Genomic DNA, 17,075 nt, shown 5'->3' with positions numbered 1-17,075 from the left:
CCACTGCGCGACAAATGCCAGCCAAGAAGTTCGCGGGTATGGCAATCGATGACCAACGCCAAGCTGAGCCAGCCGTCCTTGCCACCCCAGACCCGGCACAGATCCGTCGACCAGCGCTCGTCCGGCCGGGTGGCGACCGAGGGCAGTGCCTGGATACGTGGACGCTGGCCAATCGGCCGTTTGCGCACCTGCCAGCCCTTGAGCTGAAAGATGCGCTGGACCGTGTTCTTGTTCATGCCAAGCAGGCCTGCGACGGTCCGGTAGCCGAAGGACGGCTCCGCTTCGATGAGGGCTTTCACGGGTGCGGCGATCGCCTCCTGGATCTTCGGCGGCGCCTTGATCGAACGGTAATAGACCGTCCGCCTCGCCACGCCAAACCAGTGGCATAGCTTGACCATGGAGACCTCGAAACCATCGGCAAGCAATCCCTGCTGAAGGGAGACCATCAGGTCTCGTCCTTGCCCAGCAGGGAGCTCAATTTTTTTCGTGCACGCAGCTCCAGCATGGCTTCGCCGTAGGCTTCCTGGAGGTCCTTCAATTGACGCTCGTACTGTTCGCGGACGTATTCTGGTTTGGCCCGCAAGGCGTTTTCCATGCCGCGTTTTGCATCCTCAACCCAGCCTTCGATTTCCGAAGGCGGCAGATCAAACTGGCGACTGGCTTCGGATATGGACGTCTTGCCCTGGATCACTTCCAGGACCAATGCCGACTTGCGGCGGGCCGTCCAGCGCTTAATTTCTTCTTCCATCACGATGCTCATGGGGGTGCTCCCTTGGGAAAGTAACACCTGAGCAGGATTTCAGTGGGTCATTACACACTTGCACTATCTCGTGCGACACAGGAAGCTCCGACTGGAGCAAATCGCCATCGGCTAACCACGCGTATCGCGCAGCGAAGGAATAAAGAGCTCACAGCCTGTCACCTTCAGGACCGACCAGGCACGCCGAAGGTTTGTCGCATCAGAACTGCCATAAAGCTTTATGTACAGTTCTTCCAAAGCGCCGTCCGCTGCGTGGATCGCCGACAACTCGACAAGTCACGCTCCGTACTTCTCGGCTTCGTCATACGAGTCAATGAAATCGAGACCGAGTTCGCGAATCAGGCCTTCTTTGACTTCGGGAGATACAACCCCGTCGTGAAGAAACGTCCATCCATCTGTATCCAGGCGTTTGGTGGATCCACGCGGAATGACAAAAGCTGCGCTGTATCTGCCCTCATCGGGACCGCTCCTTGAATGTACCCATGTGACCAGCGATGTGTCGAAGTCGAGAACACGCAAGATCCGAGTCTTTCTTATTTCCCATTGCCTTATTCAACCCATAGGCTCTTGCGCTCATGCCACAAATGATCAGCGAGCGGCGCTGGCTCAATTCCCGGCTGACTAGGTAGCGCACCAGCTCACGCCCCGGTGCGCTCACTATTTTTTCGCAAAGCGTCTTTAATGACCTCATTTTCCAGAAGCTGCTCGGCCAGCAGCTTCTTCACCCGGCCGTTATTCTCCAGGTCTTTCAGCCGCTTGGCCTCCGGTACGCCTACTCCACCGAACTTGCTGCCGCACAGATAGTACGAGGCTTCGCTTAAACCGTGCTTGCGGCACAGGTCCTTGACCGGCATGCCTGCCTCGACCTCGCGCAGGAAGCCGATGATCTGCATTTCGCAAAACTCTTCTTCACGTCCAATCTCTTTCTCCTAAAGGATTGGACTCGAAACCGGGCCGTTACTCAAATCCGGGGGTACGTCGTCACCACCGCGTTCTTCGAATCGTTCTTGACTGAATGATTCTCCGGCTGGCTCAGCGGATTGCTGTCATGGGCCGCCGCAAGGGAAACGTTGTCGCCCGTAACTACGCTGCCGATGATGTGGAGGACGCCACCGGTCGCGGCGATGGTGAAGCCGCCGTTGCTGCGAATGTCACTGCCTAATGCGGTCTCGTCGTGGCTGATGGTCTTGCTGGTGCTCTTGCTGCTGGCACTATTGCTAGCGACGCCGACCTGCACAAAGTCCGCTAGCTATTGGGTAGATAACAAGCCCTCTACACGACGCTTCTCGCCAGCGAATCCTGTTAAGGCAACAGGATCGCGTTCGAGCAGCCCATCGTAATGCTCGCCATCAGAGATTAAGCGAGGGTAACCCCAAAGCGCCTGTAGGTCTTGGTCCGATGAAAACCGCTCAAACTGCCAGCCGTCAGGCAAGCTTGAATCCGTAAATCGAAAGAGTTCAATGGGGATCCAGCTAGGCAAGTCATTTGAGTCCGATACCAGCAGCAAAAGAATATCGCGCCACAACGCCATCCCAAAGACAACATATTCTTGACCTGTAACAAGAGGGAACCGAGACTTCTCGGTGTAGCCAGAAAGTAAACTGCTGTCTTTTAGATGATCGCCAGTGTTACCTTCGCACCAAACTCTCATACAAACCTCACTTGAACTTAAAATCGTCAGTCTGGCCCGTTACGGTATTTCGCACGTAGTGGACTTCGACGCCATTTATATTCTGTGACATTTTAACCCACCCGTCGGATGACGGCCATCGCACATCTGTCATTCCTTTTTTGATGGGCACAACAATCCCAGCTTCTGGACGAGAAATAGCTTCCTGCATCGCAAGCGATTCGTACAGGTTGTTAGGGATTGTCCGTCCGGTCGAGCCCAATCCTAGAGGAACATTCTGCTGGACCGTTCCTGAGACCACTCCATCCGTTACTGCAGGGTTCTCCCCTGCCCTAATCGTCGTTTCTGCAGGACGCACCTCCGGCTCGCCAACTCGCGATCGCGTACCTTGCCAACTACCTGCGGTAGCCATCGAGAAAAGGTCCACGCCAAAGCTGTTGGCAGCAGATATTTGCTCTGGCGATCCGCCGAATACTGCGGTCGCCGCCCCAGTGCCGCCAAAGATCGGACCGAGCAAACCCACCTCCAGCCGGGCGCGCGCCGCCGCGGTCAAACCGCCATATGCTGCCTGCATGGCTGGATTGCCGTCACTTTCCGTGACCATCTTGTAGACGTTGGTTGCCCCGACATTTCTCTGCCCGAAGCCTGAAACCGACGCAACACCCTCAGCAAGGAGCTGGTCGTACGCCGGAGAATAAGGATTCGTATCGAGTAAGCGCTGGTAGATCTCGGGGTCCATGGCGCTCCCATAACCTTGCGCGAGATCCAGACTCTGTTCAACGCTCTTCTGAGCCCAATATGTCGCCCGTTCTCCCCGACATACGGCGTTGTCTCCACACGCAGCGATTTCAGAGTCACGCTGCACTCGCTGATCGTGGCGAAGATAGTTATACGTCGTAGCGTTCAATGCCGCCGAAGCGCCACCGTCCCCGCCAACCGCCGCCCCCACGGCGATACTTCCCAGCTTCAGTATGGCGTCAAACTCCGGAGTGCCCCTCTTATATCCAGCCGCATCGATAGCATCGGCCATAGCATTAATCGCGAGCTGATTTGCGACCACACCCCTGACGGCCTCTCCAACGCTCCCACTACCCAAGCTCGCCATACCCACAGCGACCGCTGCATGAAGCGCAATCTTCTCCGCGCTCCCCTCCTTGAATCCAAACTTCTCACCGAAGTCACCCGCGGCACGGAATCCCACCTGCCCCGCGATCTGCCCCATTTCCTGCCGGTCAGCGACTCTATCGGCATCGAAGACGTTCTTCAGCGCCTCACTTTTGAGTGTCGGATTTCTATCCAATCCACTCAGATTGACCGACGGATTGTCGCGCACGATGATGGTTCCGGAAGCGATGCCGGACTTCGTGTCGCTGCTTTCGCTCTCGTGTTGCGGTGTCGCTAATCCGATGCCAGCGCCAATCCCGCCGGCGATGTTGCTGCTCATCGAGCTGCCTCCGCTTACGCTGACCTGGCTCGCCTTGTACTTCGATTCGTTATGCAGATCCTCGTAAATCAGATCGCCCGTGCTGAGAATGTTTTTGGATGGATCGGCACTGCTGGCAATCTGCCCACCGATCAAGTGCGTGGTTCCGCCCACTCCCAGCTGGAAGCCGCCATCCCCCGCCTTGATCCCACTGACCTCGTTGACACTCTGATAGTGGCTATCGACCTTGCCCTGGCTGTAATAGCCGCTCGCACTGACAAAACCGCTCTGAGTCAGGCCAAACATCACCTTCGCCCCCGCCTGCATCGTCTTGCTGGAGAAGTCGTCGGTATCCTGCTCGCTGCGGATCGTCAGGTTGTTGCCGATGTTGGCGATAACCTGATTGCCCTTAAGCTGGGCGCCCTGAATCGTAGTGTCTTTGCCACTGATCAGCGTCAGCACATTGTCGGCGTTGATCTTCGTCTCGGCATGCGTGATGCCGTTGCCGCGCGCCTTGCCGCTGCCAATGCTTGCCTCGGCATAGATACCGAAACCGTCCGTGCCGAAGCTGACCCCCACGCCACCGCTGCCGTTCTTCGAATCGTTCTTGAGTGAATGATTCTCCGCCTGGCTTAGCAGATTGATGTCATGGGCGGCCGCGAGGGCGACGTTGTCGCCGGTGACTTCGCTGCCGATGATATTGAGGTCGCCACCGGTCGCGGCGATGGTGACGTCGCCGTTGCTACGGATGTGACTGCCGAACGCCGTCTCGTCGTGGCTGGTGGTCTTGCTACTCGCACTCTTACCGCCGATGCCGACCTGGACGTTGATGCCTTCCTGGCCAGCACCGCCCTTGCCTGCGCCGATGCCCTGCGTCTTATACGTATCGAGGATGTCCTTGCCGTCGTAGTAGGCCTTGGCGGCGTACAGCGCTTTCAGCCGGTCATCGTCGACCTCGCTGCCCCGCTTCACTGAATTCCGCGCGTCCATCGCCAGCTCGACCATGGAGCCGCCGAGACCCACCGTGATACCGCCCTCATTATGCCGCTGAAACTGCGTCGTATCCGACGTATCCACCGCCGCATCGATCGTCACGTTCTTGCCGACGATCGTAGTCGCCTTGTCGCTGATGACGTCGGTGCCGGTCAGGTGCAGGTTATTGCCCGCCGTGAGCGTGACCTGGCCATCCGTCGAGCCGACCAGGCTGCCGGTGTGGGTGACTTCCGTATCGCTCTGGCCCTGGCTGTCCTTGACCTTGCCGTAATGATCGTTGAGACCCTGACGCGAGAAGCCGGTATACGTGACGGACTTGTCCTGGCCCGTGCTGTACGTGTTCTCGGCCGTGGTCAGGGTGAGGTCGTTACCGGCAGCGAGCAGGACGTCGTTGGTCGCGGCAATCTGCACGCCTTCACCGACGATGTTACGACCCGCCGCCGCGGTCACGCTGTCGCCGCTGAGGGTGGTGCCGTGGGCGATGGTTTGGGTCGTCGAGGAATCGCGGTCGGTGGTCTTGCCCTGCTGCATCGGCGCCAGGCCGTGATTCAGTACGAAGCCCGACTTCTTTACCGTCGACTCGTGCGATTCGCTGTAGCTGTCGTGCGTGGCTTCGAGGTTGATGTCACGACCGGCGGCCAGCGCGATCGCGCCGTCGGAGCTGACCTGCGTACCCTGAAGCGTGATATCGCGCGATGCGGCGATGGTGACGCCATCGGCACTCTTGATGCTGCTGGCGATGGCATAGGTATCGTCGGTGGAATCGCTCGTACGCGTCGTCTTGCTCGAGAACGTGCTCGAGGTCTTCTTCTGCGTCGTCTGATCCCAGGTGTGCTGCTCACTACCCGCGTTGAGAATGACGTCATTCTTGGCCGCCAGCGCCACGCCGCCGTTGTCGCTACTCATCGTGACGGCGGTCGCGTTGATGTCATGCCCCGCACTGACGATCACGCCATTCGTCCCGGCAAGGCTGCTGCCGGTCAGGGTCTGATCCATCGTCGAGGTCTGGATCAGCTTCTTGCCGTCCTTGCTGCGGTCGTCGTGACGCTCGGTATCGGTGACCGCGTTGAGGATGACGTCGCGATCCGCGCTGACGACGATCTGATCCCCCGCCTTAACCTTAGCCCCCTCACTCACCACATCCTGACCCGCCGCGAGCACCGCATTCCCGCCCGCGTCGATCGTCGTCACCGTGTGCACGGTGCTCTCGCTGTTCTGCTTTCCACCCTGCACGGCCGTCGTCTGGCCGATGGCATTGAGGCTCAGGTCACGCCCGGCGACCAGCTGTGCATCGCCGCCCGCCTTAACCGATGTCGCCGTGAGCGAGAGATCGCGTTTCGCCGACAACGACAGATCGCCACCCGCGGACACCGGCACCGCGCCCAGCGTCAGGTCGCGACCCGCGCTTGCGGACAGGTTGCCCGTCGCGCTGATCGCACCACCCGAGGCCAGGCCCAGGCGCGCGGCGTCCACTGGCGCGATCGCGTCGCCCAGCTTCAGGCCACCCAGATCGACGCGGCCGATATCCGCACCGCTGACAATGTCATTGCCCGCAGTCAGGCTGACATTGCCGCCCTTGATGCTGCCCGCGTTGAGGATGTCCTGCGCGGCGGTCACGCTTAGGTTCCCGCCCGCGCTGAGGTTGCCGCCGTTGAGCAACGTGCCGGCCTTGAGGCTGGCGTTTTCACTCGCGGCGATCGTGCCCGTGTTGGTCAGCGTGCCGGAGGCGTCGAGGATGACCGTCTTGCCTGAGAGGATCGCGCCGTTCTGCGCGACTTCCTGCGCGTGCGCGGCGGACAGGTAGACCACCGGCACGAGCACCTTCTCGCCGTTGACCTCCTGGCTCACCATCCAGACGATGTCCTGGGTAAGGCTGGCCATCTGGCTGGCGGTGAGCGCGATACCGACCGAGAGCTGGAACTCGCCTGACGCCGACACGCCTGCGTCCATCAGCGCGCGGTACTGCGCCATGGCGTCGGTGTTGTCGGTGAGGTAGCGACGACCGGTGAGCGAGGTGATCTGGTCAAGCACCATGCGCTGCTCGTAGAAGCCATCGCCCAGGCGCTTCATCGTGCTCTCACCGTTGAAACCGAGGCGATCCATCAGGTAGTCGCTACCGAGGAAACCCGCCTGACTGGCGAAGCGCGGATCGGTCTCGATCAGGTACGGGCTCGCGCTGCCCGGGTGCGTCGTATACAGGCCGCTGGTCGGCAGGCGGATCTGGCCGGCCGGGGCGTCGGGCGAACCGATGCTCTGCGAGCCCGGACGCGGACCCGCATTGCGCGTGTCGCCGCTGGTGGTGCCGACGGCACCGACGCTGTTCGCATCCGGAGCGTTGCCCAGGCCACCGACACCGCCGAGATCGACGTTGCCGCCCGCCGCGCCGACATGCCCCGCGCCTGTGCCGGATACGTTGCTGCCGCCGCTATTCGCACCGAGCTGCACGCCACTGATCGGGCTACCGTCGGCGCCGACCGTGGTGTTCTCGATGGTCTGGCCGTGGAATTCCAGCGTGCCGCCCGCGGTCATCCTCGAGACGAGGCCCTGACCCGGATCGATCCCGATCCATGCGGGGCGCTGCCCGTCGCCGAGGGCGATGGTCGCAATGCTGCTGCCGTTGCCGTAGATCCTGAAGCCGTTCGGCACCCATCGATGGGGATCGTGCACCACCGACTCCCAACCAACGCCATAGGACGCGTCGGTACGCACGGTGCCGGTGGGATTCCATGCAATGTTGCGAATGGTCTCGCCACCGATGTTTACATCACCGGGCCCGACCGCACTCTGCCCGCCACCATTGATGACGAGATTGCTTCCTGCCGCGACGGTGGACTTGTCGTTGGTGACTGAGCCCGACAACGTAATGTCTTTCCCGGCGACAAGGCGTCCCTCGGCGCTTGCACGTGAAAGGCGCACGTAGGACAACAACGTATCGGTGAACGAAGCCTGGAAGCTGACCGGCGTGCCGTCGCCGTTACGGAAACCGATACAGCGGTTGTCGTCGTAGCCCGCGCCCTGGCAATACGTCCGCGCCCGCTGAATTTCTTCCGCACTGACGACCTGGCTCGGATCGATATTCGGCGGCTGGTGGTTCGGATCCGGATCGTTATACGCATAGCGCACGATGGGACCACCCACCTGCTGCACCGCGCCGTCGGCCAGGTTGACCGTCTGCGTTTCGAAGATGCGGCGCTGATTGGTGATCTGGTTGGCGGCGAGCGTGATCGAGCCGTCGGCTTCGATGTCACCGGACAGGTTGGTGATCGCCCCGGCACGGCTGCCACCGTCGTTGGCGGCGATGAAGATGTCGCCCAGCGCGAACACCATTGCATCGCGGTTGAGGAACGTGCCACCGATTAGCAGACGGACGTTGTCCGTCGCGGCGATCAGGGCCGACTGATACGCCGTGTTGTCCGCGACACCGCCCAGATCCGCGCCGTTGGTGAAGTTGTTCGCGCGAACGGTGATGTTGTCGCCGATCAGCGAACCGGTGTTGTCGATATCCGTACCGTTGACGTTGAGCGTGTCGCCTTCGAGGCGACCGCGGTTGACTACGGCTCCACGCGAGTTGAGCGTGGTCGTCGCGCTGCTTATGCGCGCGCCGTTGCCGTTGGTGATGCTGGCGGCATCGACGGTCAATGCGCCGACGCTTTCAAGCGCCGCGCCGTCGCTGTTGTAGAGCGAGCCACCCAGGTGCAGACCGAAGTTGCGGTTGGCCTTGAACTGACCGCCCGCGCCGTTGGTGAAATCGCCCGGCAGCGTGACATCGAGATCACGACCCGCGATGACGCGCCCGTTGCCCTGAATACCGCCGAGCAGGTTGAGCGCTACGTCGCCGTTGGACGACGTATTGCCGCCGGCGTTGTTGAGCCACGCCAGCGTCAGCGCAAGACGCGTACCGGCACCAAACTGGCCGTTGGTATTGATCAGCGTCGCACCGCCGTTGTTCCAGTCCAGGGTACCCGCCGCATACACGTTACCGCTGGTGTTCTCGAAACCACCGATACCGAGTGACAGATCGCCGCCGGAAACCACCCGGCCGCCGGTGTCGTTCAGCGAGGTCGCATTGATTGCCACGCCACCCTGACCGCCAAGCGTGCCGCTGGTGTTGTTGATGGCTCCGCCCGAGGCAAGGCGGGTCGTGCCCGTGCCCGTATTGGCGATACGGCCATTGATGTTGGAGAAGCCACCGCCCATGACGGTCAGCGTGGCCGCCGCATCCCCGCTGCCGCTCTCGATACGACCGTTGTCGTTGATCAGCGAGCCGTTGGCGACCACCGTCGATGAACCCATCGACTGGACGGCGCCACGATTCACCAGGTTACCCGTGGCGGCGATATCCGCCGTCGTATTGGCGTACAACTGCCCCGCGTTATCGACTGAGACGGCATGCAGCCACAGGCCACCGTTGCCGCCGATGAAGCCGCCGACACCATTGCTCAGCGCCTGCGCGATGCTCAGGCGCATCAGCTCACCGGACAGCCCCTTGATCTGACCGCTGCCGTTGGCCAGCGAGCCTGCCGTGATCGACGTCGCGCCACCCGACTGAAGCGTGCCTGCGCTATTGCCCAGCGCACCCGCCGTCGTGATCGTGAGCGCACTGGCGACCAGCGTGCCGTTGTCGTTGACTATGCTGGCCGCGTCGATCGCCGCTCCGTCGGTCAGGCTGATCGTGCCGCCAGTGGAATCCAGCGCACCGCGCGTGTCCAGATCGAGCGCCCCGTTACCGACAATGCGCCCACCGCGATTGGCGATGCCGTTATAGCCGTCGATCGTCAGCGTGCCTGTACCCGCGTGCTCGATCGCACCGTTGTTGTTAGTGATCGAGGACGCGCGCACGGTGAGGTTGCCGCCGTTGCCGGCGATACGACCGTTGGTGTTATCCAGGGCACCGGCAAAGTCCAGCGCCTGATCGGTCGTACCCGTCTGGACAAGCGTGCCACCGGTGTTGTCGAGGCTGACGGCCGTGACGTCGAGCGTGCCACCCTGCAACGTGCCGGCACGGTTCTTCAGCGCGCCGCTCGCCTGAAGCGCCAGCATGCCGTCCGTCGCGATGTTCGCGTTACCGGTATCGATGTCACCCGCCGTGGCGATCAGCGCGATGTCGCCGCCAGTACGCAGGCGCGAGGCGGCCAGGTCGAGGGACGCGGCACGCAACGCCAGGCGGCTGGCCGCCAGCGTGTTGCCATGCACCGCCAGCGCGCCGGCCACCGTGGCGTCGAGCACGCCCGACGCGCCGAGACTGCCGTCAGCCTGCACGCCCGCGCCGAGGACGCCGGTGGAGACGAGAGTGCCGGCGACCACGGTCAGATCGCCCTGAGCGACGAGGGTGCCGGTATTGCTCAATTGCTGGGCAAGGGTCCAGCTGGCTTTGCCGCCCGTATAGATGCTGCCGTCGTTGCTGGCCGTGGTCGCGTTGACGGTCAGGTCGCCGCCCGTGCGCAGGCTGCCGCTATTTGTCAGCGAGCGCGTCGACAGCGTGGCATCGCTGCCGGCGTAGACCGAGCCGGCGTTGTCGATAGCGTCCGTCGCCGCCACGTCGACATGCGCGGTCGCGTAGAGGCTGCCGGTCGCCGCGTTCTCGAGACGCGTCAGGGCCTTTGCGGACAGATCCGTTCCCGCCTGCAGCGTGCCCGCGTTGGTGAGCGTACCGGTGTTGTCGAGGCGGAGCGCGCCGTCGGCAACGGTCATCGCGTCCGCGGCATGGTTGACATCACGACCGCGGAGGGTCGCGTCGCGTTTCGCGTAGATCACGCCCTGCTGCGTCAGCGTGCCCGCGTCAATGGCCACGTCGCGGCCCGCTTGCAGATGGCCGCTGTTGGTTACCGCAACCGCTGCGACGGACAGATCGCGATCCGCCACCGTCGTGCCCGTGTGGGTCAGGTTTTGCGAGGCCGTCAGGCTGATGTCGCCCACGGCGCTGACCGTGCCGCGCTGGGCGATGTCCGTCGCGATCAGCGTCGCATTGCCGGTGTCGGCAAGCAGCTTGCCGCTGTTGTCGACCGTGGTGTTCGCCGCTACAGCGACCGAACCCACCGCTTCCGCCGTACCCGCATTGCTTACCGAGCCGCCACGAAGCGAGACATCGGTCTGCGCGTAGATATCGCCCGAAGCCGCGTTGTTGAGAGCCTGACCGGCCGTCGCTTCCAGTGCACCGCCGATCGCGTACAGCTTGCCGCTGTTGGTCAGCGCACCCGACGCGTCCAGCGCCAGCTTCTGCGCCGCCTGCATGGCGCCGGTATTGACGATGTCGCCGGCCACGTCGACGACAAGGTTGCCGTCGGCACGCAGGAGGTTGCCGTTGTCCAGCGAACCCGCATGCAAGGATGCATTCGTCGTCGCGTAGATCTGACCGGCATTGCTCACCTTGCCGTCGACATCGATCGTCAACGCGTGACCGGCATACAGCACCCCTTGCGCACCCAGCGTCAGCGCAGCCGTCGATACGACCAGGTCACCGCCCGACTGAATCTGGCTGTTATTGGTGACGTTGGCGGAATGGATCGCCGTGTCGCCGCCGGCGACGATGTTGCCGCTATTGGTCAGCGCGCGCGACGCATGCAGCGACGCCTGTCCGGCAAGGCTGATGCGGCCGCTGTTGTCGAGGGTGGCGGCATCGAGACCGGCCGCCCCGCCGGCGATGATGGTTCCGGTATTGCCGAGACGATCGTTCGCCTGCAGGCTCAGTTCGGTACCCGACTCGACCGAGGCGGCGTTGTCGATACTCCCCGCGCGCAGCGTGACGCGCTTGCCTGCGTAGACGTCACCCGCACCGCTGTTGGTGATAGCGGAGGCGTTGACGCCGAGCGAGCCGCCGACGGCATAGAGCTTGCCGCTGTTGGTCAGCGCGCCAGCGGCGTCGATCGATGTGTCGCTGGTTCCGTAGATGGTGCCGCTGTTATCGAGCGCTCCCGTGGTCGTTACCGCCACGTTGCTGCCCGCCGCCAGCGTGCCGCTGTTCGACAGCGCCGCACCCTGTATCGCCAGCTGCCCCGTCGACGTCGTCCTGCCGGTCAGCTCGAGACGGCCTTCCTGCGTGATCGTGAAGTCACCGCCCTGCGTCGCGAGTTCGCCCGCATTGCGTACGCCGACACCGGCTTCGGTACCGACGAGGCGGATCTTATTCGCATACATGCCGCCCAGTGCGGCCACGTCCAGGCTCACGCCATCCGTGGCGCCCTCGCCTGCGATCGCCTGCGCCGACAGGTCGCCGTAGTTCACCTGGTTCGCACCGGTGACCACGTTCAGCTCATTGGCCCAGACCTTCGCGTTGGCCGCGACGGTACGCGCGATCAGGTCGAGCCGGTCCGTGCCGGTGCCATTAAGACCCGCGCCGTTGATGGCCAGCGTACCGCGCGTCACACGGAAGGCCGCGAGGCTCCCATCGCCACCGAATACCGGCGTACCCGTGACCAGCGTGCCGCGCGAGGTGTTGATGAAGCCGCAGCCGTCGCAGCTGATCCCGTTCGGGTTGGCGATGATCACTTCGGCGCGGTTGCCCGCCACCTCGGTAAAGCCGCGCAGGCTCGATGCATTCTGTGAGGTCACCTCGTTGACGATGATCCGCGCCGACTGACCGGTGGCGAGATTCGCGTTGCCGACGATGTAGCCCGCCTGTTGCGTCTGACTGACCGCGGCGCCGTTATTGAGGATCAGGCCCTTCGGGTCGACGTTGAAGTGCTCGTACTGGTTATGCGACACGCCGCCCTGCGTGGGCGCGACGATGTTGACCACCGGCGTGCCGTTGGCCGCCGTATCCACGGTCGGCCGGTGGGCCGGGTTCGCGGCGCCGGCCACCTGGGCCTGCGAGGCGACAGGCGCGCCAACGAAGGCGACGAGCAGCGCGAGGGCCAGCGTATGCGTCATGCGGCGGGCAAAGTGAGGGCGCAGTGTCATCGTGCAGTCCTTGTCAGTACTGGTAAACGAGCTGGAAGCCCGTCGCCGGTCGCATCGTGTTGAGGGCGCGACCGCCCTTGTCCGCCCAGCCGGCGAACGCGTCGAAGCTGAAACGCCCGAAGCTGCCGCGCAGGCCGACGAATTCGCCACGCAGGGTTTTCTCGGGCAGCGTGCGAATGCTCGGCCCGCCGACGTGGCCGCCGTCGATACCGGCGTAGGCCGCGATGGGCAGGTTGCCCAGCGGCACGCTGAAGGTGTTGCGCCAGTACCAGCCACGCTCGCCCGCCAGCGTCTCTTCACCATCGAACCCACGGACGGAATAGCGTCCGCCCAGCGTGATGAATTCCGAAGCGTAGAGCGTGTCGCTACTGCGCTGGGCACGCAGTTCCGTCGTCCACTGCACCGGCACACGGCCGAGCTTGAACGGCACGTTGAGTGAGGCATCGAGCAGGTTCAGGCCGTACTGGAAGGTCGGCGCGTCTTTCGACAGGCCCGCCGCATCCTGCTGGCCGCCGAACCAGGTGACACCGCGGCGATGGGCAAGGCGCAGATCCAGCTGGGCGTTACCCAGGTACTGGCGCTGCACCAGCGCGAGCTCGGCCGTGGTGACGTCACGCTTCTGCGTCAGCAGCTCGGAGTCCTCGATAAAGCTGTGCGCCCAGCGTTTGCCGATGCGCAGTTCCAGCGAGGTCTTGCCGTACTTCGTGCGATGGAGCATGCGCTGCACGGTGATGTCCGTCGTGCGCGACTTGCCGCTGGAGGTGAAGGTCTGCTGCGAGCCTTCCACCGTCTGGTGGTACTTGTAGTCATACAGCGAAGCGGTGAACAGCCAGTCGCCATAAGGCACCGCATAGTTCGCCGTGTTGCCGCGCGTGCCGTGCCCGTCGCTGTGATAGACGTCGTGGTTGTAACCCAGCGACAGCACGTCGTTGATGCGCAGAGGATTGTCGAGTCCGAGGTTGATACCGCCCTGCAGGCGGCCGGTTGCGCGCGACCCGCTGTCGTCGAGCGACGCGACCACATGCCAGGGTCGCGAGCGCTTCGCGGTGATGACCAGATCCGACTCGCCCGGTTGTTCGCCCGGGGCGATGTCGATAGTGACGTCCTGCGAAGGCACGCGCTTGAACTGCTCCAGCCCCTGCTCGATGTCGCGCAGGTTGAGCAGGTCGCCCGGCCGGGCGGCGAGCGCGGTCTGCCAGGCACCCACGGCCGTATTATCGGCGAAGCGCACCGCACGAATCGTCCCCGGCACCAGCGTGAGCCTCAGCGTGCCGCTCGACAAGTCCTGCGGCGCGAGCCCCACACGAGTAGTCACGAATCCACGATCGATGATCATGTCCGATACACGGCGGACAATGGCGTTGACGCCCTCGTGGCCGACGCATTTACCGGCGTAGCGGTCGAGATAGCGCTGCGCGAAGACGAAGCCCTCCACGCGCTGGCCTTCGAGCACGACATTGGCGAGTCGGAAGCATTCCGCTTCAACCGGCACATCCGTGCGACGGAAATCCGTCACGGGGACGGAATTCCGTCGCACATCCGGCTGTTGTTGCTGCTCCAGACGAGCCTGTGCCTCGCGCTGGGCGCGATCGCGTTGCTCTTGCTGGTCAAGCGTCTGGACTTGTTGCGCCTGTGCGACGCCCGTCACAGTTAGCAGAATGCCGGCCACACGCATGGCCGTCGAGACGCCCTGCCCGCGCCTTCCTGAGGTGATGCTCACGTTTTCCCCTGTTTCTGGCCGGTCCGGGCCGTGCTGCTCCGAGGTGGGGAATTTTAGAGCCTGCGCATCTCAGGGGCTGAGCTTTAGTCGTAGGATATTGCCGACACGTCGTGTAGGGGAATTCCTACAAGAATTTCACCTGCACGGACATCAGGTCCTGATCGCCCTGACGGAACTGGCATAGGCGACCCACTTCGGTACTCAGCATTTTCATGGCGAGATCGTGAGCTTGCTCAGACGTGACGTCCGGCCTCGCCGCCATCGACTTTGCCATGGACGCGACCATAGGGTCATCTGCTGCCGGTGGCTTGCTCTGAGGTTCACAGGTCAGAGACACCGGGGAGCCCTTATACATACCGGCGATGCCCTTGGTCGTTTCGTCATCGATACCTTCGACCACCGTGGACCAGCCAATTTTCACTACGTACTTATCGTGGCTCATGCTGCCCTCGGTGACGCAGAGCTTGGCATCTACCTGCTTGCCGCCGATCGCGACCGGCCGGGCCTGACACACCGTGCGTCCGGGCACCGCGGTAAGCGGTTCGCCATCCGTATCGGCGGCCAGGGCGGGTATCGACATGGCCGTAGCGATCGTGAGCAGCACGAGTTGTTTTTTCATCTGAATCATCATGACTCCAAGCAAAGTTAATCCATAAACGCGTGAGCGGCTGCGGGCTCGACTCCGCTCGACGCCACGTGTGACGTTCTGGCTATACGCTGCTGATGTGCCAGTCATCCGGGCCGCGCCATGCCATGGTACGGAATTGCAGCGAGGGATCCACGTCATCTCGGTATGCCCGCGCGAACTCTGCGGGCGACCAACCTTGGCCATCGACGAACACGGCGTCCAGGTCAATCAAATCGAGGAGAACCTGCCGTCGATGGTCGCCCGATGCGACGACAGACCGACTGATCCCCTCTTCGATCAGGATGCGCACCGACTCCCTATCCATGTGCAGACGCTCCAGATAGACACACACCGACAGCAAAACCCAACCACCCGGCGACGGTCACGGTGCCGCTACTCAGCAGCCCGAACGCGATCGGGTAAGCCAGCAGGATGGTCGCGAGAATCGCCAGTAAGCCCCTCACGGCTGCCGTCTACCTCAACGATACCCACGATTGAGCTTGCTGTTCCGCACGCCATACGTGAAATACACGATCAGGCCCAGCACCATCCAGATCGCAAACCGCTCGAAGGTGATCGCCGGCAGCCCCCAGATCAGCGCCAGCGAGAACAAAATGCCCAGCGGCGCCACGAACCACACGGCCGGCGTCTTGAACTTCCGCTCCAGGTGCGGCTTGCGTACGCGAAGCACCAGCACCGAGGCGCAGATCAGGATGAACGCGCTCAGCGTACCGATGTTTACAAGCTCCGCCACTTCGCCGATAGGCAGCAGACCCGCTACGACGGCGGTGAAGATGCCCAGGATCATCGTCGGGCGTGCCGGCGTACCGAAGCGCGGATGCACTTGCGCGAACCATGCTGGCAACAGCCCATCACGCGACAGCGCGAACCAGATGCGCGCCGCGCCGAGCATGAAGGCGAACAGCACGCTGATCACACCGATCACCGCCGCGACGGCGATCACGTTGCTAAGCCACGGCAGGCCGATGGCGTTGAAGGCGTCGGACACTGAGGCTTCGCCGCTTAGCGTCCCGTAAGGAACGATGCCGGTGAGCACCAGCGACACGGCGATATAAAGCACCATCGCGACCGCCAGCGAGAGCAGCACCGCGCGTGGCAGGTCGCGCTGCGGGTTCTTCGCTTCCTCGGCCGCCGTGGTCAGCGTGTCGTAGCCGAACACCGCGAAGAAGACGACGCTCGCGCCCGTCAGCACGCCCTGCCAGCCGAAGTGGCCCATGCCCTTGGCGTCGAATACACGCGCCGGGATGAACGGGTGCCAGTTGGCGGTGTTGATGAAAAACGCGCCAACGCCGATCACCAGCGCTACGCCGATCACCTTGATACCGACGATCACGGTGTTGAGGCGCGCACCCCACTCCGTCTTGATCGACAAAAGAATGGCGACGAACAGCGAGATACCGGCGGCGATGATGTTGAAGCGGTGAGCGTCGGTCGGGCCCGGCAGCGGATTCGCGACGCTGAGACCGACGCCCAGCTTCGCCTGCTGCCAGTAATAGTTCATGGTATCGGCACTCATGCTCTTCTGCGCCCATTCCGGCAGATGCACCCCCGCCGTCGCGAGCAACACCTGCACGTACCCGGACCAGCCGATGGCGACCACCGCCACCACCAGGGCGTATTCGAGCAGGAGATCCCAGCCGATGATCCAGGCCGCGCCCTCGCCGAGCACGGCGTAGCCGTAGGTATAGGCGCTGCCGGTCACAGGGATCAGCCCCGCGAACTCCGCGTAGCAGAGCGCCGCGCAGGCGCTGCCGAAGCCGGCGATGATGAAGCTGAGCGCCACGGCGGGGCCTGCGTTGAGGGCGGCCTGCTGGCCGGCGAGCACGAAGATGCCCACGCCGATGATCCCGCCGATACCGATGGCCGTGAGCTGCCAGAGGCCGAGGACCCGGCGGAAGTCCGTACGCAGGCCGACCTCCGCCTGCAACTGCTCGACGGACTTGTGGCGGAGAAACTTGGCTAACGACATCGGGGCGACCCCTGGAGCTGGCAGAGCCCGGGATC

General features: G+C 63.1%; 9 protein-coding genes and 2 pseudogenes. All 11 read right to left on the bottom strand.

The features are described 5' to 3' along the window. Positions 1 to 446 (bottom strand): annotated as a pseudogene (locus tag BLT40_RS18990) (IS3 family transposase); the annotation flags it as partial. Continuing rightward, positions 446 to 787 (bottom strand): DUF1153 domain-containing protein, encoded by a 342-nt coding sequence (locus tag BLT40_RS18985; protein ID WP_304456026.1) that lies wholly within the window; start codon positions 785 to 787, stop codon positions 446 to 448. The gene BLT40_RS18985 and the pseudogene BLT40_RS18990, both read right to left, overlap by 1 nt. A 249-nt stretch (positions 788 to 1,036) precedes the next feature. Continuing rightward, positions 1,037 to 1,279 (bottom strand): hypothetical protein, encoded by a 243-nt coding sequence (locus BLT40_RS20375; RefSeq protein WP_176809217.1) that lies wholly within the window; start codon positions 1,277 to 1,279, stop codon positions 1,037 to 1,039. Between the two features lie 43 nt (positions 1,280 to 1,322). Further along, positions 1,323 to 1,653, bottom strand: a pseudogene (locus BLT40_RS18980) (transposase); the annotation flags it as partial. Between the two features lie 68 nt (positions 1,654 to 1,721). Continuing rightward, positions 1,722 to 1,997 carry a hemagglutinin repeat-containing protein gene (locus tag BLT40_RS18975; protein WP_090355939.1) on the bottom strand — a complete coding sequence of 92 codons (276 nt, stop codon included), beginning with the start codon at positions 1,995 to 1,997 and terminating at the stop codon, positions 1,722 to 1,724. Positions 1,998 to 2,009: 12 nt separating this feature from the next. After that, positions 2,010 to 2,411 carry a hypothetical protein gene (locus tag BLT40_RS20135; protein ID WP_143025920.1) on the bottom strand — a complete coding sequence of 134 codons (402 nt, stop codon included), beginning with the start codon at positions 2,409 to 2,411 and terminating at the stop codon, positions 2,010 to 2,012. Positions 2,412 to 2,418: 7 nt separating this feature from the next. Further along, positions 2,419 to 12,702, bottom strand: a complete 10,284-nt coding sequence (locus tag BLT40_RS18970) for a hemagglutinin repeat-containing protein (RefSeq protein WP_176809220.1) — start codon at positions 12,700 to 12,702, stop codon at positions 2,419 to 2,421. Positions 12,703 to 12,715: 13 nt separating this feature from the next. Beyond that, positions 12,716 to 14,422 (bottom strand): ShlB/FhaC/HecB family hemolysin secretion/activation protein, encoded by a 1,707-nt coding sequence (locus tag BLT40_RS18965; RefSeq protein WP_143025919.1) that lies wholly within the window; start codon positions 14,420 to 14,422, stop codon positions 12,716 to 12,718. Between the two features lie 124 nt (positions 14,423 to 14,546). Then, positions 14,547 to 15,041, bottom strand: a complete 495-nt coding sequence (locus BLT40_RS18960; RefSeq protein ID WP_143025918.1) for a hypothetical protein — start codon at positions 15,039 to 15,041, stop codon at positions 14,547 to 14,549. A 91-nt stretch (positions 15,042 to 15,132) separates the two neighbouring features. Further along, positions 15,133 to 15,360 carry a hypothetical protein gene (locus BLT40_RS18955; RefSeq protein ID WP_139382835.1) on the bottom strand — a complete coding sequence of 76 codons (228 nt, stop codon included), beginning with the start codon at positions 15,358 to 15,360 and terminating at the stop codon, positions 15,133 to 15,135. A gap of 168 nt (positions 15,361 to 15,528) precedes the next feature. After that, a complete protein-coding gene (locus BLT40_RS18950; protein WP_090355917.1) occupies positions 15,529 to 17,040 on the bottom strand; it encodes an amino acid permease in 1,512 nt (503 codons plus the stop codon). Between the last annotated feature and the right edge of the window lie 35 nt (positions 17,041 to 17,075).

This window comes from Dyella sp. 333MFSha (assembly GCF_900102405.1).
Lineage (GTDB): Bacteria > Pseudomonadota > Gammaproteobacteria > Xanthomonadales > Rhodanobacteraceae > Luteibacter > Luteibacter mycovicinus.
The sequence above is the reverse complement of the archived record's forward strand: the minus strand, read 5'-3'. Positions and strand labels throughout refer to the sequence as shown.

What these genes read in the sequence shown, in the direction of transcription:
- BLT40_RS18960 (WP_143025918.1), bottom strand. Translation starts at nt 15,041, where the DNA reads ATGAAAAAACAACTCGTGCTGCTCACGATCGCTACGGCCATGTCGATA.
- BLT40_RS18950 (WP_090355917.1), bottom strand. Translation starts at nt 17,040, where the DNA reads ATGTCGTTAGCCAAGTTTCTCCGCCACAAGTCCGTCGAGCAGTTGCAG.
- BLT40_RS18970 (WP_176809220.1), bottom strand. Translation starts at nt 12,702, where the DNA reads ATGACACTGCGCCCTCACTTTGCCCGCCGCATGACGCATACGCTGGCC.
- BLT40_RS20135 (WP_143025920.1), bottom strand. Translation starts at nt 2,411, where the DNA reads ATGAGAGTTTGGTGCGAAGGTAACACTGGCGATCATCTAAAAGACAGC.